23 protein-coding genes and 2 pseudogenes are annotated in these 20681 nt (G+C 53.9%); 13 read left to right on the forward strand and 12 right to left on the reverse strand.

What is annotated here, in order from left to right; translation table 11 throughout:
• Nucleotides 1-112: 112 nt before the first annotated feature.
• Nucleotides 113-1113, forward strand: a pseudogene (locus tag SJY21_RS16315) (IS30 family transposase).
• A 1135-nt stretch (nucleotides 1114-2248) separates the two neighbouring features.
• Here the strand turns inward: SJY21_RS16315 and SJY21_RS16320 are convergent.
• The 5 genes from SJY21_RS16320 to SJY21_RS16340 all read right to left on the reverse strand — a co-directional run bounded on the left by SJY21_RS16320 (nucleotide 2249) and on the right by SJY21_RS16340 (nucleotide 5301).
• Nucleotides 2249-2800: a methyltransferase family protein gene (locus SJY21_RS16320; RefSeq protein WP_377513311.1), complete on the reverse strand. Its 552-nt coding sequence runs from the start codon at nucleotides 2798-2800 to the stop codon at nucleotides 2249-2251.
• The gene (locus SJY21_RS16325) at nucleotides 2797-3714 is read right to left on the reverse strand and encodes a cation diffusion facilitator family transporter (RefSeq protein ID WP_377513313.1); all 918 of its coding nucleotides are present in this window, start codon (nucleotides 3712-3714) and stop codon (nucleotides 2797-2799) included. Before SJY21_RS16325 ends, SJY21_RS16320 begins: the two co-directional genes overlap by 4 nt.
• Nucleotides 3704-4474, reverse strand: coding sequence for a transglutaminase family protein (locus SJY21_RS16330; protein ID WP_377513315.1), 771 nt, complete (start codon nucleotides 4472-4474; stop codon nucleotides 3704-3706). The genes SJY21_RS16325 and SJY21_RS16330 overlap by 11 nt, the downstream gene beginning before the upstream one ends.
• Nucleotides 4475-4543: 69 nt before the next feature.
• Complete coding sequence (locus SJY21_RS16335; RefSeq protein WP_377513317.1) at nucleotides 4544-4870, reverse strand: YnfA family protein; 327 nt, start codon at nucleotides 4868-4870, stop codon at nucleotides 4544-4546.
• Between the two features lie 2 nt (nucleotides 4871-4872).
• Nucleotides 4873-5301 carry a helix-turn-helix domain-containing protein gene (locus tag SJY21_RS16340; RefSeq protein ID WP_377513319.1) on the reverse strand — a complete coding sequence of 143 codons (429 nt, stop codon included), beginning with the start codon at nucleotides 5299-5301 and terminating at the stop codon, nucleotides 4873-4875.
• Between the two features lie 172 nt (nucleotides 5302-5473).
• Here SJY21_RS16340 and SJY21_RS16345 point away from each other — a divergent pair, with 172 nt between their 5' ends.
• From SJY21_RS16345 to lspA, 9 genes are read left to right on the forward strand one after another with little or no spacing between them, the layout of a single operon-like run.
• Nucleotides 5474-6064: an SCO family protein gene (locus tag SJY21_RS16345; RefSeq protein WP_377513321.1), complete on the forward strand. Its 591-nt coding sequence runs from the start codon at nucleotides 5474-5476 to the stop codon at nucleotides 6062-6064.
• A 14-nt stretch (nucleotides 6065-6078) separates the two neighbouring features.
• On the forward strand, nucleotides 6079-6492 hold the full coding sequence (locus tag SJY21_RS16350) for a disulfide bond formation protein B (protein WP_377513448.1): 414 nt from the start codon (nucleotides 6079-6081) through the stop codon (nucleotides 6490-6492).
• Nucleotides 6489-7154: a DsbA family protein gene (locus tag SJY21_RS16355; protein WP_377513323.1), complete on the forward strand. Its 666-nt coding sequence runs from the start codon at nucleotides 6489-6491 to the stop codon at nucleotides 7152-7154. Before SJY21_RS16350 ends, SJY21_RS16355 begins: the two co-directional genes overlap by 4 nt.
• 17 nt (nucleotides 7155-7171) lie before the next feature.
• Entirely contained in the window at nucleotides 7172-7639 is a 468-nt protein-coding gene (locus SJY21_RS16360; RefSeq protein WP_377513450.1) for a copper chaperone PCu(A)C, read from the forward strand.
• Entirely contained in the window at nucleotides 7639-8268 is a 630-nt protein-coding gene (locus tag SJY21_RS16365) for an SCO family protein (RefSeq protein WP_377513325.1), read from the forward strand. The genes SJY21_RS16360 and SJY21_RS16365 overlap by 1 nt, the downstream gene beginning before the upstream one ends.
• On the forward strand, nucleotides 8265-9638 hold the full coding sequence (locus SJY21_RS16370) for a M23 family metallopeptidase (RefSeq protein ID WP_377513327.1): 1374 nt from the start codon (nucleotides 8265-8267) through the stop codon (nucleotides 9636-9638). The genes SJY21_RS16365 and SJY21_RS16370 overlap by 4 nt, the downstream gene beginning before the upstream one ends.
• Before the next feature lie 3 nt (nucleotides 9639-9641).
• A complete protein-coding gene (locus SJY21_RS16375; protein ID WP_377513329.1) occupies nucleotides 9642-10091 on the forward strand; it encodes a DUF411 domain-containing protein in 450 nt (149 codons plus the stop codon).
• 24 nt (nucleotides 10092-10115) lie between these two features.
• Complete coding sequence (locus tag SJY21_RS16380) at nucleotides 10116-10898, forward strand: ZIP family metal transporter (RefSeq protein ID WP_377513331.1); 783 nt, start codon at nucleotides 10116-10118, stop codon at nucleotides 10896-10898.
• 8 nt (nucleotides 10899-10906) lie between these two features.
• A complete protein-coding gene (gene lspA, locus SJY21_RS16385; RefSeq protein WP_377513333.1) occupies nucleotides 10907-11377 on the forward strand; it encodes a signal peptidase II in 471 nt (156 codons plus the stop codon).
• Here lspA and SJY21_RS16390 read toward each other — a convergent pair.
• The 5 genes from SJY21_RS16390 to SJY21_RS16410 form a co-directional block, all read right to left on the reverse strand.
• Nucleotides 11368-11877, reverse strand: coding sequence for a murein L,D-transpeptidase family protein (locus tag SJY21_RS16390; protein ID WP_377513335.1), 510 nt, complete (start codon nucleotides 11875-11877; stop codon nucleotides 11368-11370). The two genes, lspA and SJY21_RS16390, sit on opposite strands and share 10 nt — an antisense overlap.
• 92 nt (nucleotides 11878-11969) lie before the next feature.
• Nucleotides 11970-13382: a TRAP transporter large permease subunit gene (locus SJY21_RS16395; RefSeq protein WP_377513337.1), complete on the reverse strand. Its 1413-nt coding sequence runs from the start codon at nucleotides 13380-13382 to the stop codon at nucleotides 11970-11972.
• Nucleotides 13333-13854, reverse strand: a complete 522-nt coding sequence (locus tag SJY21_RS16400) for a TRAP transporter small permease subunit (protein ID WP_377513339.1) — start codon at nucleotides 13852-13854, stop codon at nucleotides 13333-13335. Before SJY21_RS16400 ends, SJY21_RS16395 begins: the two co-directional genes overlap by 50 nt.
• A gap of 37 nt (nucleotides 13855-13891) precedes the next feature.
• Nucleotides 13892-16231, reverse strand: a complete 2340-nt coding sequence (locus tag SJY21_RS16405) for a heavy metal translocating P-type ATPase (protein ID WP_377513341.1) — start codon at nucleotides 16229-16231, stop codon at nucleotides 13892-13894.
• 595 nt (nucleotides 16232-16826) lie between these two features.
• A complete protein-coding gene (locus SJY21_RS16410) occupies nucleotides 16827-17489 on the reverse strand; it encodes a L,D-transpeptidase family protein (RefSeq protein ID WP_377513343.1) in 663 nt (220 codons plus the stop codon).
• 242 nt (nucleotides 17490-17731) lie between these two features.
• Between SJY21_RS16410 and SJY21_RS16415 the strand changes: the two are divergent.
• Nucleotides 17732-17918, forward strand: a pseudogene (locus tag SJY21_RS16415) (transposase); the annotation flags it as partial.
• A 149-nt stretch (nucleotides 17919-18067) separates the two neighbouring features.
• Complete coding sequence (locus tag SJY21_RS16420) at nucleotides 18068-18238, forward strand: integrase core domain-containing protein (RefSeq protein ID WP_377513345.1); 171 nt, start codon at nucleotides 18068-18070, stop codon at nucleotides 18236-18238.
• Between the two features lie 381 nt (nucleotides 18239-18619).
• On the opposite strand, the gene SJY21_RS16425 is transcribed toward SJY21_RS16420, so the two are convergent.
• Nucleotides 18620-19243 (reverse strand): autoinducer binding domain-containing protein, encoded by a 624-nt coding sequence (locus SJY21_RS16425; RefSeq protein ID WP_377513347.1) that lies wholly within the window; start codon nucleotides 19241-19243, stop codon nucleotides 18620-18622.
• Between the two features lie 340 nt (nucleotides 19244-19583).
• Between SJY21_RS16425 and SJY21_RS16430 the strand changes: the two genes are divergently transcribed.
• Nucleotides 19584-20228: an acyl-homoserine-lactone synthase gene (locus tag SJY21_RS16430; RefSeq protein WP_377513349.1), complete on the forward strand. Its 645-nt coding sequence runs from the start codon at nucleotides 19584-19586 to the stop codon at nucleotides 20226-20228.
• 4 nt (nucleotides 20229-20232) lie between these two features.
• Here SJY21_RS16430 and SJY21_RS16435 read toward each other — a convergent pair whose 3' ends face one another.
• Nucleotides 20233-20652: a hypothetical protein gene (locus SJY21_RS16435; protein ID WP_377513351.1), complete on the reverse strand. Its 420-nt coding sequence runs from the start codon at nucleotides 20650-20652 to the stop codon at nucleotides 20233-20235.
• Nucleotides 20653-20681 lie beyond the last annotated feature (29 nt).

A 20681-nucleotide genomic window follows, 5' to 3' on the forward strand; every position in this document is an offset into this window, starting at 1 on the left:
TGAGATACCCTGCTCTCGTAAACCGATGCAATCGGAATGGAACCCGCACAGGTGGACTCACAAATGAAGTGCGAATTCTGTATCAAAACAGAACCTTGCATGAAGTCGATCAATGGGACGCTGCTACCCTGTCCTGAACCTCGAAGACCGTCGTAAGCTGACCAAATGGCTTGAAGCGAAGATACCTATCAAAGAGATTGCGACAATCTGCAACGTGCGCCGTCGACGATCTACCGTGAGATCAGACGGAATTACTATTTTGACTCCAAACTTCCGCAGTTGAATAGTTATCACGCTGTGAACGCACAGGATCAATATGAGGAGCGTCGTGCGGTGCATCGCAAGTTGATCCGGCACCCTGAGATCATGGCAGCTGTCCGCGGCGGGTTTGATGCCGGTTGGTCGCCCGAACAGATCGCAGGACGCATGAAGCTGGAACGCCATCCGATACGTGTCAGTCACGAGACGATTTGCCGTTACGCTTATTCTAACGATGGCCATGCTGAGAAGTTTTATCGCCACCTGCCTGAGCACCGCAGGCGTCGCAGGCCACGTGGAACGCGCAAGCATCATGGGCGTAGATTCCTTGAGGAATTGGCCATAGCACATCGACCTGAGGTGATCGCGGATCGCGACCAGTTTGGCCATTGGGAGTGCGACTTGGTGATGTTTCGTGAGGAGTTTGGAAAGGCCAATGTCACCTCGTTGGTTGAACGTGTCAGCAGGTTTGCGGTTGTGCTAAAGAATCAGGATCGGCAGTCAAAGCCAGTGATGGAAGGTCTTATTGAAAGCCTGTCACCCCTGCCCGCAAATGCACCCCGGTCGATCACATTTGATCGGGGTACTGAGTTTACGGCATGGCAACATCTCAAAGCAGGGATTGGTGTCGATCCTTGGTTCTGTGATCCCCAGTCTCGTTGGCAAAAGGGTACGGTCGAAAATACCAACAACCGCCTCGGCCGCTTCCTGCCTCGTAAGGCCGATCCAACGGCGCTTACAATTCGATATTTGAAGTCGATTTGCGACCGCCTCAACGCAACACCGCGCAAGTGTCTCGGATATCAAACGCCTGCAGAAGTGTTTCGCGCAAAACTGATGGAGGGTGAGCCATGAACGAGGTAAACTGAACAAACAGAAATTGCGCTTCACCGTGAGTTCATCAATGTGCGCTTACCCAAGTCTACGCCTAATATATGTATTTTTTTCATAGTCTTATCCTCCCTATTCGCGACCATAGGGGTCGCTCTGGTTCAAGTATAGACCAATAGGAGGGGTATCCAATCCATCACCTTATGCGACGTTATTCAGTAATATATTTTATGTTGCAATAATATACTAACGGGGTTATCCTATGTACACCCTACTGGCTGGTACAATGCACATGCTTCGTTCATTTCAAAAATACACACTTTTGGTCGCTCTTGCACTGCTCAGTTCGTTCGTCAGCATCGCCAATCGTGTGCAGGCTCAAACTTACCAGATCGATTGCGCAATATTGCTTTGCCTGTCTGGCGGTTGGCCAGGGTCAGTCCCGTGCACCCGCGCTCGCGCCGAATTTATTCGCCGGATTACTCCGTGGCCTATCGAACCTCCACTGCGAATCTGGCGATGTCCAATGGGTACGTCGTCTCAATCAATCCCTCCGATGGATGATGCTGGACGCATCTACGACGTCTTATTCGCAACCCGCGATCGCCCGCGACCTAATCTTGCACCTGCCGCCGAACCTCTGCGTTTGGAACATACTGGTTTGAGTCTTACCGGTCCTAAGGGAGTCCCGCGTTTGGGCGGGTTCGCGCCCCAACTCGCCCAAGGTCGCGCCGAAATCAGTATTAGTGGCCCGGAGTTCAACTTTGTGCGCTCCATCCGCGTTTTTGATGTCCTAATTGATGATGACCGAGATGATGGTGGCTGTGATCGCTATGCTCGTGTCCGCGTGGGGAACTATGATCCCTACGGAAGTTTTGGGTGGCAAGGCTCCAACAGAGGCTCCATTCCGGCCGCGTTCGGACCTACACGCCACGGGTGCTTTCTCTATGCTCGAGCTGTCTTCGTAGAATGGCGTGACTACCGCGGGATTTATGGATCTGAGAGAATCAACTATTGAGCAAGATTTCTAGCCGTTAGAGCGCGTATTTTGATGTAACTAAGTGGAAATGCGCCACTTGGCGGTTTTGCCGTGGAGAAACCTTGATCTGACCCATACTTTAATGTGGCGGAAGTCCACTTAACTAGAACTCATGCAGAGTCACATAAACCTCCTCACCCGAGCCGCATAAGCATTAAATTCTGAGCCGTACTCTGTCTTTAGCCATGGCTCTTCGGCAAACGGAGCGGCCATCAAAACGAGGATGGCCGCTGCGCCGATGACGAGTGCCCAAGGAGCGGACGAAAGGATCATCCAACCGCCAACGATTGCGATATCCGCCACATACTGAGGATTGCGTGAGTAGCGATACATACCAGCGGTCCTCAGCGTGCCTTTCGCACCGCCTGTTTGCGGTATCCCGAAATGAGCGACTTCAGACCAGACGACATAATTGCCGACCACGATAAGTGGAATCCCAACCCCGAAACGCAACCAGACTGGAAATGCAAGATCGCCCCACCCCGAGACTCCAAGGACAATAAGGATGCCAAACAGCGAGAGTGTTGGCCCCCAGACCAGAACGGGCGTTATGGCTGTATAGCGTCGAGGGGGCCAAATGCGGCGCTCTGGAACGGCAATGGACCATAGGATTGAAACCAGCGTCGCGGCTGCAATTCCCAGACCAAGAAGAATTAGCGTCGTCTGCGTCATGCGTCGTTCTCTTTGTGTCCATAGAGCTGTGCGCCTTCATGTGCATGCCCTAGATCTTCCAGTTCGAGCGTACAGTGTTGGATGCCAAACTCATCGGACAAACGCGCCTTCACCGCAGATTTGACGTCTTCGCTGGTTGCCCCATCAGCAATCACCACATGGCAATCCAGTGCTGCCTGATTCTCCTGCATTTGCCAGAGATGAACGTGGTGAACGTCATGAACCCCCTCGACGTCCCTAATAGCGGCGACCACTGCCTCATTGTCGAGGTCCGGCGGACTTCCCAGCATCAGAATGCGTATGGGGTCGCCAATTTCCGTGACGGCGAGGTAGAGAATGTACAGGGCGATTCCAATCGTGATCGCAGGATCTACCCACCACATGTTATAAAGCAGGATAAGCGAGCCGCCGATGATCACAGCAACAGATGCTAAAGCATCTGACAAGTTATGCAGGAATAGGGCTCGGATATTCACACTGCCCTTTTGCATTGAGTATGTCAGCAGCGCTGTCAGCGTATCGACGACCAAGGCCACTGATCCCAAGATCACCACTGTCCAACCGGCGACTTCAGTTGGCTCGATCAGTCGCATTCCGCCTTCATAGATGAGATAGACACCGACGAGGATGAGGGTTGTGTAGTTGATCAACGCCGCGACGACTTCGATCCTGCCATAGCCAAAGGTCATTCTTTCATCAGCGGGACGTCTGGCAATCTTTCGGGCCGCGAATGCGATTACCAGAGAAGCCATATCAGAGAAGTTGTGCAACGCATCGGCAATGAGTGCGAGGCTGCCCGATAGGATGCCGCCCACTATCTGCGCAACTGTCAGAAGTGCGTTCGCCCAGATCGCGATGGAAACACGACGATCACCGGATGCGGGATCGATATGCACGTGGCCGTCATGAGGCATGGCGCGATCCTTCGTGGTGATGATTAGAAAGCGCCATGCCCGGAATGCGGGGAACCCGCCCTGTCCGAATGCGGCGGACGCGGGCATTCATCCAATGGCGGATGACATGGCGATACAAAAGACCCTTCACAAAACTGAACGACTGTCGATGGTTGGCATAAAAATTGTCTGGCGTGTCGAACGTGCCGAAGTCCTGCACGATGCCAGTTTTTTGAATGTAGGTATCGCCGCCGGTCCATTCGACAGGCGGGGCCATCAGACAATCCGTCCCTGCCCCGTAGCCGCAGAGGTTGGTTATATCCGAGAATGTAGATTGCAGAGCCGACAGGAACTCTGAATCCAGAATGAACCCTTCGAGGTTCGCCCAACCATTTTCCGTTTCCACCTCGACCCAGGAATGAATGATCTCATCAGGGGCGACGGGATATACGAGCTCAGGCACCACACCCCGCTGCAATTCCTTGTGGATCGTAAATCCATGGAGACGGCAGCGCACGCCGACCGCGCGCAAAAGCGCCATTAAAAGCGTGCCTTTGGTGTTACATTGGCCGAACCCGTCAGCCAATATCTCGGCGGCCGAAATGTTATCTGAACGGTTGTATCCGAAGGCGATTTCATTGCGCACAAAATCGTAGATTGCACCAATTCGGTCATGTATCGACAGGGCGTTCCAGCCTCTATCCTCAATCAGCCGTGCAATCGACGGATGGGCGAAGTTCAGGATTGGGGTTGTTGCCAGCAGCGGATCATCAGCACTCAATTATCGTCTCCTCAAATCGTATATGAACAGATATAATTCCTATAGTGACTAGAGCTTCAAGTCCTAACTTCAGGCATTGCGTGGCCCCATAAGAATGATCGCGGTTCCGAAGAGACAAACAGCCGTACCAACCGCATCCCATTTGTCTGGCCGTACCCCTTCTGCAAACCACATCCACAGAACCGACGCGGCAACATAGACCCCACCATAAGCTGCAAAGGCACGTCCGGCAGCGACTGTGTCGACCTGCGCAAGCAGCCACCCGAAAGCCATCAAAGCACCTATACCAGGAACGAGCCAAAGCGGCGGCGCACCGAGACGCCACCAGCTCCAGATTGCAAAACAGCCGGCGATTTCAGCCAGCGCGGCCAGCGGATATGCAATAAATGCAGGCATGGCTAGGCGCCGATCTCGTCATGATCCGTCAGACATTCCGAATGGTCACGCAAAACCTCGAGAACCTTGCAGTCCGCTGTGTTTCCGCCGCTACATTCCTGGATCATGCGTTTCAGTTCGGTGCGCAGCGCTTTCAGTCGGTCCATTCTCATCTCGACCTGTTTGAGTTGCCGACGCGCAATGGAATCGGCCTCATGGCATGAGCGGTCGGGATTGTCGCTGAGATCAAGAAGTTCGCGGATGGCTTCAAGTGTAAATCCCAACTGACGTGAGTGTCGAATAAAAGACAGGCGGTCGACCTCCGTGTCCCCATAGCGCCGCTGCCCCCCTTCGGTCCGGCCCGGCTCGGGCATTAGCCCGATCTGTTCATAGTACCGAATGGTCTGAACCTTCGTACCGGTCCTCTTTCCTAAGTTTCCAATTGTAAGCATGCAACCTCCATATCTATAGTGTTGGTAGCTATAGGTATTGGCACATTCAAGCCAGTGCTCCGTTCACGGGCGTGTGAACCTCGGCCACTACCCCAAGAAACAGCTTGAACCTCTAGCAGCTAGAACATTTAGAACGCCTTGAAACAGGGCGGAATCGGACTTAGCACGACTAATGAGATTATCTAAATTACAAAAAGGGCTTTGGGGATTCGCCGCGATAGCGATTGTGGGGTTTGTCTGGCTGCAGATTTCTAGCAGGGGCGAACAACAAACTGGTGATCCGGCGTTCCGTGCCGATTTCGAGCTGACCGATCATCAAGGGATGGTGCAGACAGATGAATATTTCACCGGGCGCTGGATGCTCATTTTCTTTGGCTTTGCAAACTGCCCGGATGTTTGCCCCACTACTCTGGCCGAGATTGCCGCTGTCATGGACGCGCTTGGTACTGATGCGACACAGGTCCAGCCGCTCTTTATCTCGATTGACCCAGAACGCGACACACAGCAAGCGCTGGCTGAGTTTATCCCACAATTCGACGCCAATATCATCGGACTGACCGGCACCGCCGATCAAATTGAGAGAACGTCCAAAACCTTTCGCATCTACTATGAAAAGATCGAGGAAGCCGCCTCGCCAAATGGCTATACCATAGGGCATTCCTCACAATTGTTCCTCTTTGATCCGCAGGGCGGATATGCTGGAGCTTGGACTTACGGCACGCCGACGGAAGAAATCGTCTCTGACCTAAGAGCGAGGATGTAGATTTGAGGTTCGCAATATCTAAAGAGACCGCTTTGATCGGGGCCTGGATTGTAGCCCTCACAAGTTCGTTGTCCGTGCTCTATATTGGCGAGGTGTTGGGGCAAGCACCTTGCAACCTATGTTGGTTCCAACGCGCTTTCATGTTTCCTTTGGCTGTCGTTCTGGGTCTTGGCCTATGGTGGCAGGATGATCGGGTCGGCCGCTATGGCATCGCACTCGCGCTCGGCGGTGCAGCGGTCGCGCTTTGGCACATGAGCCTTTACACCGGAATCCTGCCGGAACCCATCCAACCCTGCACAGCGACCGGCCCGTCCTGCACCGGCGACAATCAGCTGTTTTTCGGGATTCCTATCCCGCTCTTGGCGCTCTTCGCCTTTGGTTTAATAGCGTATTTATCATTTCTCTCCCTGAAGGAGCCCCGCACATGAAAAACAAATCAATCGTCTTATCTGTTTTGGCAGTATGTCTAGCGATCTTTGCGGTCGCTGTCTGGTACCAGTCCCGCCCTGCCCCGGTAGCACAGGTCGAGCAGGTCCAGCCTGAAATCGCTGAGGCACTGATGCGTTCCTACTCGCCCATCATGGGGCCAGAAGACGCGCCCGTCACAATCGTGGAGTTCTTCGATCCAGCCTGCGAAGCCTGTCGGGCATTCTATCCGGTCATCAAGGAGATCATGGCGGAGCACGACGGGCAGGTCCGGGTAGTTCTTCGCTACACCCCGTTTCATGGCGCGGCCTCGGAAGAAGCCATCAGGGTGATGGAAGCAGCACGCATGCAAGGCGTGTATATCCCGGTCAAAGAAGCGCTCCTTGAATTTCAGCAACGCTGGGCATCCCACGGCGAACCAGCGCCCGGTTTGATCCTTGGAATAGCCGAACAGGCCGGTCTCGACGTAGTAGCCGCACAAAATCAAATGAGAGCGCCGCAGACGGTTGCAATCCTTAATCAAGACCGCGCCGATGTCGAGACAATGGGCATACATGGCACACCGACATTCTTTGTGAATGGCATTCCACTTGACCCGTTCGGAGCCGATGAACTGCGTGCGTTGGTGGCCGCCGAAGTTGCAGCTGTGGGTCGTGACGAATGACTATGAAAAGGAACAAATTGGTGCAATCGCCCCTTTCCACTATCGCAATCGTATTCTGCCTATCGGTTGGTTTGCCGTCGACTTCTGTCGCCGGCTCTGAAGACATTATAGTCGAAGATGCCTGGGCCCGCGCGTCAATTGGCATTAACCGTCCCGGTGCGGCCTACATGACCATTAGAAACACTGGCACTGAACCGGTGACGCTCGTTGGTATTGAAACGACTCTCTCCATGATGCCGTCCATCCATGAAACCAAGACCGATGCGAATGGCGTGAGTTCCATGGCTCCGGCGGGAGAGATCACGATTCTACCCGGCGAAAGTGTGTCGCTGGAGCCGGGTGGGATGCATGCCATGCTCATGCGGCTGCAGACTAAGATGGTGGAAGGCGAAACCTTTCCGATTACATTGAACTTTGCCGACGGCGGAACGCTGGCCGTTGAAGTGCTCATTTTAGGCATTGCGGCGCGTGGACCAGAGGGCTGATGAATCGAAGAACCCTCATCACTTATGGTGCTATTGGAAGCGGGATGCTTGCGATGGCGCTGTTCATCGGCTGGTGGCAAGTGGATGGGCCCGGTGCTCCTGCGCCGGTAGCCCAGCGGCCCTTGCCGCTTGCCCGAATGGAATTTCAGATGGTCGACCAAGACGGGTCGAGCGTCGGTCCTGCAACGCTTCTCGGCCAACCGACTATGGCGTTCTTCGGTTTCACCTTTTGTCCAGACGTATGCCCAACCACACTTTCTGATATCTCCGGCTGGCTCGACGACCTAGGAGACGACGCCGCGGAAATGAATGTCGTGTTCATCACCGTGGATCCGGAACGCGACACCGTGGCGGTCATGTCCGATTATATCAGCTATTTTCATCCTTCGATACAGGGCTGGAGCGGCACACCAGATGAAACGAGACGCGCCACAGACGGCTTCCGCGCAAGATACGAAAAAGTTCCCACAGACGACGGTGACGATTACACAATGAACCACACGGCGAGCGTCTTTCTGTTCGATGCAGAGGGACAATTCGCCGGCACGATCGATTACCATGAACCAAGAGAATTCGCGGTGCCAAAAATCCGGCAGGCCTTTGAACAGAAAAGAGAAGATATGTCATGAAATTGGGTCTTGTAGCGGCATTCGCCATCGGAACGGGTTTTGCCCTCGCATTGGTGTTGGGCTTTCAAACGATTTGGAACAAACCTCCTGCCCCGCAAGCAATTGCGCGAGTGGCAGATTGGCAGCCGTCGCAGATGCAAATCCTTGGGTCCCTCGACAAATCACCGTCATCTGTATTTGTTGAGACAGTCGAGCTCGCACCTGTTTTGCGAGACTACGATCCACCGACTCCACCAGATCTCAATATAGCGTTGCCTCAAATCGCGCCCCCGACTTTGATTTGGTCCGGAGAGATTTCCGCTGGTGAGACGCTTGATGCGTTACTCTCGAAGGCCGGTCTTTCTGCCCGCGACCGAGCGGAAGTGGCTTTGGCATTGGAAGCGGAATATGACCTGCGCAGGCTAAAGCCCGGTTATCGCCTTGAGGTCGAAACATCCACCTTGGGTGCCCTTCAACGCGTGGTTTTGTCTGTCGAAGCGGGCGTTCAGATTGAGGCGGTGTTTTTGGATCGGATTACCACCCGAAGGATTACTCCAGAGCCTGAATTAATTGAGCATGCTGCAGATACGACCGTTCAGACTTCAATCTCGGCCACGCTGGCATCAGCAGGGATTCCGGCGCGATTTGCGGTGGACCTGGCAGAAATGCTGGGTGGTACAGTGGATTTTCGTCGCGATCTGAAGGGCGGTGAACGCCTGCAGCTCATGTGGCGCGAAACGATGGTTGGGGATGAAATGATAGCCCAGCCGAGCCTGTCTTTCGCTACACTGACAGTCGATGAGTCAATTTACGAAATTATCTGGCCAGAAGATGACTCTGGCAATGCCACCATAATGATCGATGGCGAATTGCTTAGAGTTTTCGCTCAACCAGTCAATGGAGCGCGGCTGAGTTCGGTTTACGGCAATCGCAGGCATCCCATTTATGGCGACATTCGCATGCATACTGGTGTAGACTTTGCAGCCCCGCGCGGAACACCGGTATATGCGACTGCGCCGGGCCGCATTTCCTATATCGGCCAACGGGGCGGCTACGGACTTGTTGTCGAAATTGCGCATGGTTCGGATACAATGACGCTCTATTCGCATCTGGACTCGGTTCCCAATGAGCTTTCTGTTGGGCAACGTTTAAGTGCTGGCGACAACATTGGCCGTGTTGGTTCAACGGGAACGGCGACAGGTCCAAATTTGCACTATGAAGTCCGCGTTGACGGCCGCCCGACAAACCCAATGACAGAAGATTTTCTCGCGTCAGCGGAAGGACAGATTGACAAGCGCGCCGACATACTGCCCCGGCTCGAAAGCTTGCGGGCTCAGTTTACCGCACTTCTTGATCTTGATGACCCCCACAGCAACCCTGAAAGGTTATAAACGATGAGATTATTCACATTGTCAGCGGTTTTCTCACTCGGGCTCGCCGCCCAAGCGATAGCCCAAAGCATCCCTATTGATGTCAGAAAAACGAATGGCTGCGGTTGTTGTCTCGCTTGGATGTATCACCTTGAAGAGAACGGTTTTGCGCCAACGGGTGAAGACATGTTTGCGGGCCTGCTTTTTCAATTTAAACGGGATAGCGGTATTCCTCAAGGTATGACGTCTTGCCACACTGCATTGGTTGATGGATACGTGATCGAAGGCCATGTGCCATCGGAAGATATCCGACGACTGCTCACTGAACGCCCGGATGCAGTTGGACTTGCGGTCCCCGAAATGCCTCTTGGCTCACCCGGTATGGATCAGAGCCGCTGGCGTGAGGCTTACGATGTTTTTCTAATCAACAGAGATGGGTCATCCGAGATATTCTCCAGCTACTCCGGCAACTGAATAACAAAGTAGGAAGAATAAATTTTGGAACCTCTCTCACCAATAATGCTCGGTTTTTTTGGCAGCTTGGCCGCCGGATCATTGACAGCCGTAGGCGCTATACCCGTGCTCTTTGGACGGATACCGTCGCGTGCAACGCGTGATCTATCGCTTGGATTTGCGGCAGGTGTGATGCTAGCGGCGTCGTTCTTTTCCTTGATCATTCCCGCTTTGGATGCTGCGGAGCTCCGATATGAGAATGCTGCCGCTCCGGCTGCAATTGTATGTTTGGCAATTCTATTCGGAATGGGTGCGGTGGCGCTCATGAACGAGAAGTTACCGCACGAGCACTTCAGCACTGGCCGTGAAGGGCCGGAGGCCGCTTCGCTGCGCCGTGTTTGGTTGTTTATTATTGCCATCACAATTCACAATTTCCCTGAGGGCCTCGCGGTCGGTGTCGGCTTCGGGGCGGACGGTCTTTCCGGCGGAATGCCGCTTGCAATCGGGATTGGATTGCAGAACGCGCCTGAGGGCTTGGCAGTAGCAGTATCCCTCCTCGGAGAGGGGTATTCGAAAGGCCGTGCTTGGGGAATTGCCGCGCTCACAGGTATGGTTGAGCCAATCGGCGGACTGATCGGGGCCGGGATTATCACGTTTTCACAGCCACTTCTGCCATGGGGTCTCGCGTTTGCTGCTGGTGCCATGCTCTACGTCATCAGCCATGAGATCATTCCAGAAACACATAGAAGTGGGCACCAGAACAAGGCCACGCTAGGCCTGTCGATAGGCCTCGTTATTATGCTGTTTCTAGATGTCTGGCTTGGGTGAGCGGCAACATGATGAAACCTCTCTTCATTGGCCTCGCCAGCGCCTCCATGGGTCTTTTGATAGATCAAGCTACGAAGTTCGTCGTTGTCGAGAACGCCTCGTCACTGGTAACGGGCATCAAAGTCCTACCTGTTTTCGATCTCGTTTTTCTTCGGAATGACGGGGTGAGCTTTGGCATGCTTGGGGGTGTGCCTTGGTGGGGCCTTACGGTGCTCGCGCTCATCATATGCGCTTTCCTTGCCTTTCTCCTCTTTCGCAGTGACAATCGCGTCGAAGCCGTGGCGTTCGGTGCGATCATCGGAGGTGCGCTCGGCAATGTTGTGGATCGTTTCCGCTTTCAAGCGGTCACCGATTTCCTGAGCTTTCACATCGGCGACCTGTATTGGCCAGCATTCAACCTTGCCGATGTTTTTGTTGTGTGTGGTGTGGCGGTTCTTCTTTTGGAACCACTAACGACGTCTCGTCGCAGTCAGGCATAAATGTTGATTGGCGTGCCATCGCGAACCATGGCGTAAATCTCTTCGATTTGCCGATCGGTGACCGAAATGCAGCCAGCCGTCCAGTCCTGCTTGTTCATGGGATCGATCCCACGCCGTGGGCCACCATGAATAAAAATGTCACCGCCAGGCGATTTACCCTGAGCTGCCGCGAACGCTCGATCTTCTTCGTTCGGGTATGAAATGCCGATCGACAAATGGAACAGGCTTTCTTGATTGCGCCGGTCGATGGTATACGCACCCTCCGGAGTTCGGCCATCGCCCTCGAATTGCTTATGACCTGCAGGAGCAAACCCAAGTCCAACTGGATAGGTGTTCAACACACCCGCAGCACCATCCAGAACCAAAATCCTTTCCGATTTATAAAGGCGGAGTCGCGTGACCTCTGGTCCAGTGTAAGAGCGAAATTTGCTGGCACAGCCGGAAAGAAAGGCGGCAATGCCGCTCAGAAGGAAGAACCGTCTTGGAAATTTGCCTATCATCACTGCCACAGTCCTCTTCTTGGAAGATTTTCCATGTTGGTATAGCAATGTCGGTCGCCAATCAATCATTGCCACAGCCGCAGCAACTTCCGTCACCACCGGATAATCTGCGGTGCTTCTGTCGACCCAAGGGACATTTCAGGCAGCCAGGTGATAAGCTGCGGGAACGAAATCAGCGTCGCGATCAATACGATCTCAATGGCAACAAGCGGTACCGCGCCGCGATAGATATCGGAAAGGTTGATACCCTTCGGTGCCGCCATCTTGGCGAAAAACAGGGCATAGCCGAAGGGAGGCGTCAAAAAGGACGTCTGCAAAGCCAGTGCTATCAGGCCAGCGATCCAGATTTGTGCAAAGTAGGCTGAGCCGACGTGATCCGCGAAGTCGAGTTCCGAGAAGAGCGGCATCAGTACGGGTATGAAGACCAGCAGTACCTCGATCCAGTCAAAAACAAACCCAAGGACGATGACCACACCAAGGAGCATCGCCAATAATCCCCATCGGGAGAGATCGAATGCGGATATCCAGTTGAAGATGACGCCAGGTCCACCAACAAGGTGGAAGCTCAGCGAAAAGACCGATGCGCCCAGCACAATAAAGAAGACCATCGACGTCATGGTACTTGTCTGCACAGTGACAGAGTTCAGCGACGAGAACGACAAGCGCTTTCGCACCAGCGCGACCAACAGAGCGCCAAAAACCCCTACGCCAGCCGCCTCCGTGAGTGTTGCAAAGCCCAGAATAATACTGAGGGGAATGGATGCGATAACAGCGACTGAAGCGAGTACGAACAAAAAGTCTGACACAAGATTGGTCTTTGGCGCGTCCAAGGGGATTTCGACGGTTTTTCGCAAGGTGACGGCAAAGTAGATCGCGAAGGCCAGGACCATCAAAAGAACAGGCACGATCAGGGCCACGTACATCAACCCAATACGTAGATAGAACACGTTCGAGATGAAGAACAACATCACTGCAGGTGGAAACACGACGCCCAATGCGCCAGAGGCCGCGACAGCGGCACCCGCGGTTCGCGGTGCATAGCCCGAGGCCATCATCGGGGCATAGGCGACCAGTGCCACGGTGATGACGGATGCGCCGATTACCCCGGCGGCTGGCGCGAGAACGAGACCGATCAGCAGGGTCGCAATAGCGTAGCGACCCGAAACGCCCGTCAGAAGACGCCCCAGCAGGCGAAACATGGTATCGGCAACCCCACTGGCATTCAGGACCAGACCGAGGAAAATCAGCATTGGCACGCTGGTGAATTGGACTGATTCATTGGTCAGTACACCGCGTGCTCGCAGGTAGATCAGCCCCAGATGTTGAAAATCAGTGATCCCCACCCAGACCGCAGCCACAAATCCCAAGAAGCCTGTCCCTGCCAGGACCAGAGCCACCGGAAAGCCGCTGAAGACCCCGATGGCCATCACAACAAGCATAGCGACCGTGAGGACTTCATTCACCACTATGGAGGCCGCCCGATTGTTCCGGTGCGCCTTGCGCACGTTTTCCCGCCAGAAAGGCGATGTTGCGCAAGGCAACGATGACCCCCGCAAGAGCCAGCAAGAAGGGGCCAATGACTCCGGCAATGCGTTCTGCCCACAACTGGGTCTCGGCGAATTTCGTCGTCCGCATCAGACTGTCCCACCCGTAATAGGTCAGGATGGCGGCAAGCGGCAGAAGGACAAACAGGCCACCAATGATTTCGACCCAGGCAATGCGGCGCGCGGACCAGTGTCTGCGAAGGACATCCACGCGGACGTGACCGTCGCGCAGATAGGTATAGCCGAAGGTCATGAAGATCAGGATGAACAAGAGTGACGTGGACAGGTCCGGCAAGTAACTCGATACACCAAGATGGAGCTTGCGATCCAGCATCTGAAGCGCGCCATACCCAGCAATCGAAACAACTGTCAGCCATGCCGTGAAGACGCCAATGCCGCGAATGCCACGGTCAATCCAATCCAATAACCTCAAGCCGCTTACCCTCCCCATGGGACTTCTAGGTCAATCTTTAGTGTCCGTGTGCCAATGCACTCTTCGCCATCTCTTCACCAATCCGTTCCCCACCGCGTGGGCCGCGCGTCTCGTCACGGGCCTTCAGCAACCTCAAAGCATTGGCCACCACGATGAGCGAAACCCCGACATCAGCGGCGATAGCGCCCCACATTGAGGCCATGCCGAAGGCCGTTGCCACGACAAAGACAGCCTTGGTGGCAAGGGACAGACCGATGTTCTGTTTGATGATCGACATGGTCCGGCGCGAATGCCCGATCAACCAAGGCACCTTCCCGATGTCGTCGGTCATGAGCGCAATGTCGGCCGTTTCAATTGCCGCATCCGATCCCACGGCCCCCATAGCGATGCCGTAATGCGCGCGCGCCATTGCAGGGGCATCGTTCACGCCGTCCCCGATCATTGCGACGGTATCGTACTGCGCCACCAATTCCTCGATTGCGGTAACCTTGTCCTCGGGCAGAAGTTCGGCGCGCACTTCGTCTATGCCCACTTCGGCAGCAACAGCCCTCGCCGTTGCTGCGTTGTCACCTGTCAACATCACGATCTTCTTGACCCCTTGCGCATGCAACTGCGCAACGATGCCTTTTGCATCAGGCCGGATCCGGTCACGCAGTTCCAGCAGGCCACTTACGCCAGTACTGTCCCCGACCGCGACGAGCGTGTTTCCTGCCCCTTCGATCCGGTCGCGCAGATCAGACGGAATGTTGGATCCGAACCCTTTCTCCTCTGCAAAACGATCAGACCCCAGCCAGATTGATTGACCGTCCATCTCACCCTCCAATCCACGACCTGGGACAGTGCGGGAATTGTCAGCGGGAACATAGGAAAGGCTATCTTGCTCGGCACGGCTCAGGATTGCCCGCGCGAGCGGGTGGGAAGATCGCGCTTCAAGCGCCGCCGCGCGCTTCAAAAGTTCGCGCTCCGACGTATTGCCAATCGGGTAAACCGCTGCGACTTCCGGCTCTCCCATTGTAATCGTCCCCGTCTTGTCCATCGCAAGTGCCGTCGTACGGCCAGGAGCTTCGACATAGGCGCCTCCTTTGATCAGAACACCATTGCGGGCTGATGCGGCAAGGGCGGCGACGATCGAGACTGGTGTTGAAATTACCAGAGCACATGGGCAGGCAATGACCAAAAGGACGAGAGCATTATAGAACCAGAAGCCCCAGTCGCCGCCCAGCAACGGTGGCACCAGCGCGATGACAACAGCTAAAATCATCACGATGGGTGTGTAGATGCGGGCGAACTTTGTTACCCATTGCTCAACCTCAGCCCGGCGCGAGTGGGCATCACCCACCATGCGGATGATTTTGGACAAAACGGTATCCGAAGCGGACTTCGTTGCGCGCACAGTTAGCGTGCCTTCGCCATTAATTGTGCCAGCATAGACATCGTCGCCTGCTTCTTTCGGCACCAAGGCACTTTCGCCAGTGATAGGGGCCTGGTCGACTGCCCCAGCTCCGCTCACAACTTCGCCATCGAGCGCAATTCGATCGCCACCACGCACGATGAAATGTGCGCCGATAGAAACGGCTGCAGCGGGAACGTCAGCTTCGCTCCCATCGTCATAGAGCACCCGCGCTGTCGGTGGCGCGAGATCGAGAAGCGCTGAAACGGCGTTGCGGGCGCGCCCGACGCTCCAACTTTCCAGATACAGCGACAATGAGAAGAAGAAGGCCACCGTGGCGGCCTCGAAGAATTCGCCCAAGCCGATCGCACCTGCGACGGCCACGACCATCAAAAGGTTCATATCCGGAGAGAGCCTGCGCGCTGATGACCATGCTTTAGGTGCGACAAGCCAAACTCCAAACAGGATTGCGACCGCAAACAGTCCGATTTCAGCGATTGGCATTGCCGACTCGCCATGACCGGAAAACAAGCCAATCGCGCCACCGAACCCTGTTTCGACGATATGATAGATGAATCCTGCCGCCCAGAACCCGCCACTCATCGCTGTAAAGCGTTTTTGGGTCTTTAGATGCGCGGCCTGATCCGCACTGGCATCCTCGGCATTCCAAGGTTTCGCGATCATGCCGGTTGTGCTGACAAGTTTCATGATTTTTTCCGCCGGAATAGACTTGCCGCCGTCGATCACCGTCATCCGCGCATTGATCACGTCAAAAGCGAGGTACTCGATTCCACCAACCTCGGGCCCTACGACCCGATTAAGGATCGAGACCTCTTCAGCGCAATCCAAACCGCTGACGTGAAAACTCAGCCCATCGGAGTCCTTGACCTGCGTTGGCGTGACAGCCTCCCCTCCGCAGCAACTTGCGCCGGTTTCGGATGATGAGACAGAATGGTCGTGATTGTGGTGGGCAGCATCATGTGGCATGGAAAATCCTCAGATTCGCATTTAGACCATGAAGATAACCTCTACAGTAACTAGAGCTTCAAGAGAAAAATGACGGCCCATTCAATTTGCGCGTAAGCCCATAGAATTCGACAGAATTCGTCACCTTAGAACCACTCGATCGCGCGGTTTCCATGTTTGGGGGCAGTATTGATTGCGTTCTTCTAGCGACACGACATATCAACCTCACAACAGGAATTACGATCAAGGAGTTTCAAAATGTCCATTCGAAACGCTGCGGTACTGACATTTATCCCGGTACTAGCCGCTTGCACGGTCCAAATGTCTGATCCCCAAGATGAGAATCCAACACCGCCCATTCCAGACGAAGTCATCGCTATCGCAGGCCCTAACCAAGATCTTATGTCGGCGTTCCTGCGCCCAGAGGATAACTGCTATTGGTATATGCACAAGGGTCCCGTCGAGACCACACCGCTTCCTCTCAGAACCGCGGATAGTCGCGCTATTTGCATTCGCCAAGAGGCTCAACAAGCTTAACCTTTGGATTGCTCTCTGCGGAATGTCACAGAGAACTCGATCCCTCTCATCCGAACCTGTTGAATTTGAGGTCGATAAGCTAACCCGTCGAAATGACGCTTTCCGAAGCTGAATACAGGTATACAGTCGAGCCCATTTCGACATTTGGGTAGAGCGCATTAATATGCGCCATCACCATTCGAACACAGCCTGAGCTGGCTCGGCCTCCAATTGACCTTGGGTAAGGCGTGCCGTGAATCCGCAGATACGTGTCACGCTGTCCTACATAAAGGTAAATGGCGCGTGATCCGAGCGCATTGGTCGGCCCCGGCTCCATCCCATCTGCCCATCGTGCGTTTTCAGGGTCACGTTCAATCATCGACTGAGTCGGGGTCCAATGCGGCCATTCAACCAGACGACGAACAGTGTATGTGCCCGGCTCGTAAAGATTTCCGCGAGCGATCGCTACGCCATAGCGCATCGCTGTCCCACCCTCCTCGATATGGTAGAGGTATCTTGCAACGGCATCGACATGGATGTCGCCAGGTGTCAGATTATCGCGCGCTTCGACGCGTTGAGGCAGGAAACGAGGCGCCAACTCCCAAGGATTTGAGGTCTCGAGATCAAAATCTGCCGGCGTCACCTGCGCGTCCCAGGCCGCCTTCTCTGAGGCTGTTGGCCAAGAATTGGCTAGAACCGGAGTTGTGATGGGGGCTGAAAAGAGGGCAGCGCTAGTTGTGATGAAATGGCGTCTGGTAAGCATTTTCTATCTCCACTGTCTTGCCAAAGTGATCGACATCATTTGTTCGAAGTTACAACCTACACCTCCTAGAGCTTCAAGAAAAAAATGAACTTACACAATCTTGTGTGCCGTTTGACGGTAGATAACTGCGGGCCTTTCCTTTGCTGACCTGCGCCCCTAAAACTCCTCCAGATTTGTGTAGAGTCCGCCCAACAAGAAGACGGACAAATGAAGGCTCGTTCGCGGACGAACAGATCATTGCAATGATCAAGGAACAGGAAGCTGGTGAGAAGGCAGGCGATGTATGTCGGCGGCACGGGATCAGTTCCGCGACCTTCTACAAATACAAGTCGAAGTATGACGGGATGATACCGTCTGACGCACAGCGATTGCGGGCATTGGAGGACGAGAACGGCAAGCTGAAGAAGCTGTTGGCCGAACAGATGTGGGAGCGTGACCTTGTCCGCCATTGGTCCGAGGACAATGGTCGCGCGCCATGCTGCGAGACATCAGTTCAAAAATGATGACGCCCGTGGCAAAGCGGAATGCGGTGGTTCATCTGTGCGAAGCGCACGGCGTGAGCCCGCGACGGGTGTGTGATGTGCTGCAGTTTAATCGGTCAACGGTGCGCAATCTGTCGCGCCGACGCGAGGGAAGCGCTTGAAGAATGGCAGGAGGATTACAACTGGCGCAGGCCGCACTCAGCCTTAGCGAACATGACCCCAAAGGAGTTCTTGCACAGAAAGGCGATGGACAAAATGGCCGCCTAAGGTCACTGATTTAATCCCAATGGCACCGCTTAAGCTGGAGGGAGCTTGGGGCTTAGGTCACCCATATTGATATTGTCGGTAAAGTCGATAGAGTTGTTCTACTTGAAACGAACTCGACCGTCTTCATAAGTATATTCGGCATCTGTAGGCCCTCCGAACCAAAGGTCCTGAAAACTCCCATCGTTCCACTGATACCGGTAACCTAGGACTTTTCCATCCTTCAGCGAAACAATCCTCTGAACAGGGCGAGCCTCTAGCTTCTCTGTGTTTTCTTCAGCCATCGAGCCACCTCAATTCGAACGCTGACAATAGTACCTTCAACTGAGCATGCCACAACTTAAAATTGTGAAACCTGCCCTAAGGATATAGCCGAAAGGACATTCAGCCGTCTAGAAAACCTCGGGTCATGGCTATGGCTACAGCTTGCGTACGGTTGCTGGCACCAAGTTTTGCGACCGCTGATTGAGCTCGTTGTTTCACAGTGGACTCTGAAATCGACAATGCTTCAGCGATCTCTCGCTGGCCTAAGCCGTCTCGGAGCGACCTCAAAACATCAAGTTCCCTTGAGGTCAAAGATGCCTTGTTGGTGACAATCTCACACCATCTGTCAAATCGATCATTGAGCAACAAAATCTCAGTATCATTAAGCTCTCTGTCACTCCTCGCAACGGTCAAGAACGACCTCTTGCGCTTCTTTTTTCTCGAAAATACAGCGCCATAGATAAGCCCGAATGCTTGGGCTCTTTTCAAGACCCCGCGAACGTCAGGGAGTTTGACCTCTGACCATCGACGGCTACCCGAATGAACCAGTGTCCAAGCTAGGACAGGGTCTAAAGCAAAGTAGTTACGGTCCTCATATTCTTCCCGCCATTCATCAGGGTACTCGGAATGCATGTATTCAGGACCGCGAAACGACATATTGAAGGCCAAAATGAAGCCGGCGGACCCGATTTCACGAAGGTCATCCAGTTCTTGTTCAAAATTGGGGATCAGTGCATTCAGCAAGACAAAGGCCTCGTTCAGATTCTTATGGCTTTTGGGACATATATCAATCTAAGGTTGTTGACGCTAGACTAGTTCTCGTTTGGAGATGGCCCAAACAATCCGAGGCCTCTCCGATGACCCATAGACCACATGTGCTGGCAAACGCCGAGTTTACGAAAGACATGGTACAAACCTTAGTTGATCATTTTGATGTCTATGTTGTGCATGGTGTGGTTACCGTAGAAGTGACGACCCATGGCCTCTGGCTACCAAACCCCCATGTCTCGGGACGGCAATTTCTGGGCTTAGCGAGGCCTCCAAAAGAACCTTCAAAACACTTTGAATTTCCGAGGGGAGACTAATGCTTGAGCTAACACTTGTCCGGCCACCGGATGGCTTCAAGCGCTATGATCTGGTGCAATCGTTTCTCCGGCTCAGAAAACAGATATTTGTCGATAAGATGGGTTGGCCCCTCTATGACTATGAGGAAATCGAGTTTGAGCAGTATGACAGCTTCACCGCTGCATATATTATTGCGCATGAGGGTGGTGACGTCCTTGGCGGTGCCCGTCTGATCAGAACCGATCAGATGCTCGGGTCTGGCAAGTTAAGGTATTCCTACATGATCAGAGATGCTTGTTTGGGGCTATTACCGGGCATGCCAACAACACTGTGCACGGCGCCACCCCCGCAAGACAACAAGATCTGGGAACTTACTCGACTGGTGACTGTACCGGGCAAAGAGGTGGCGCGTCCTATTCTCCTCGCGGTCAACGAATTTCTTATAACTGAGAATGCATCTACTTGTCTTTTCCTCGGCCCGCCGGCCTTTATCCGAATGGCCAAGTCGATGAACTTTAGCCCTGTACCGCTCGGACCAATAGTACGAAATGAAGACGGGAAGTTTCTCGCCTTTAGTTGCAGGGTATTGGGTGCGCCAAACGTGGTAGGGAAGAATCCCATCTCTCAAGCCCGCGAACCTTTGGAACTGATCGACGGCAAGTAATCTGTTAGCGTTCCACACGTCTTAGAAACGTCTCATACTCTTCTGTAACCTCTGTCGCCTCCCGAAATGCACGGTCGCGTTCAAGCTCAAGGCACCGAAAATAGTCTTGAATATCGCGGATGTAGTCCTCGAAATCTCGACGGATCAGATCTGCGTATTCAAAGACCGCCACGGGGTCACTAGGAACAAAGGGCTGTTGCGGTGTGAGGCAAGTTTCACCGCTGGCAGGGTGCGCGAGCGTGCCGATCAATAGTATAACCTGAGGGATCAACTGCATTAGCTTCATCTCTTGGCAAGAATCCTCTAAACTCAAAGACGTGGTGTTCCTTTTGGATAGATCAGTCCAAAGCGGAACATCATGTGATACGCGCAAAAATATATCTTGCGTTACGATAGTATATTTACGTATGGTCGAGTTGTCCATGATGGACACGCGATCATGCGTCTCAAGAT

Source organism: Octadecabacter sp. R77987 (assembly GCF_042466115.1).
GTDB lineage: Bacteria > Pseudomonadota > Alphaproteobacteria > Rhodobacterales > Rhodobacteraceae > SW4.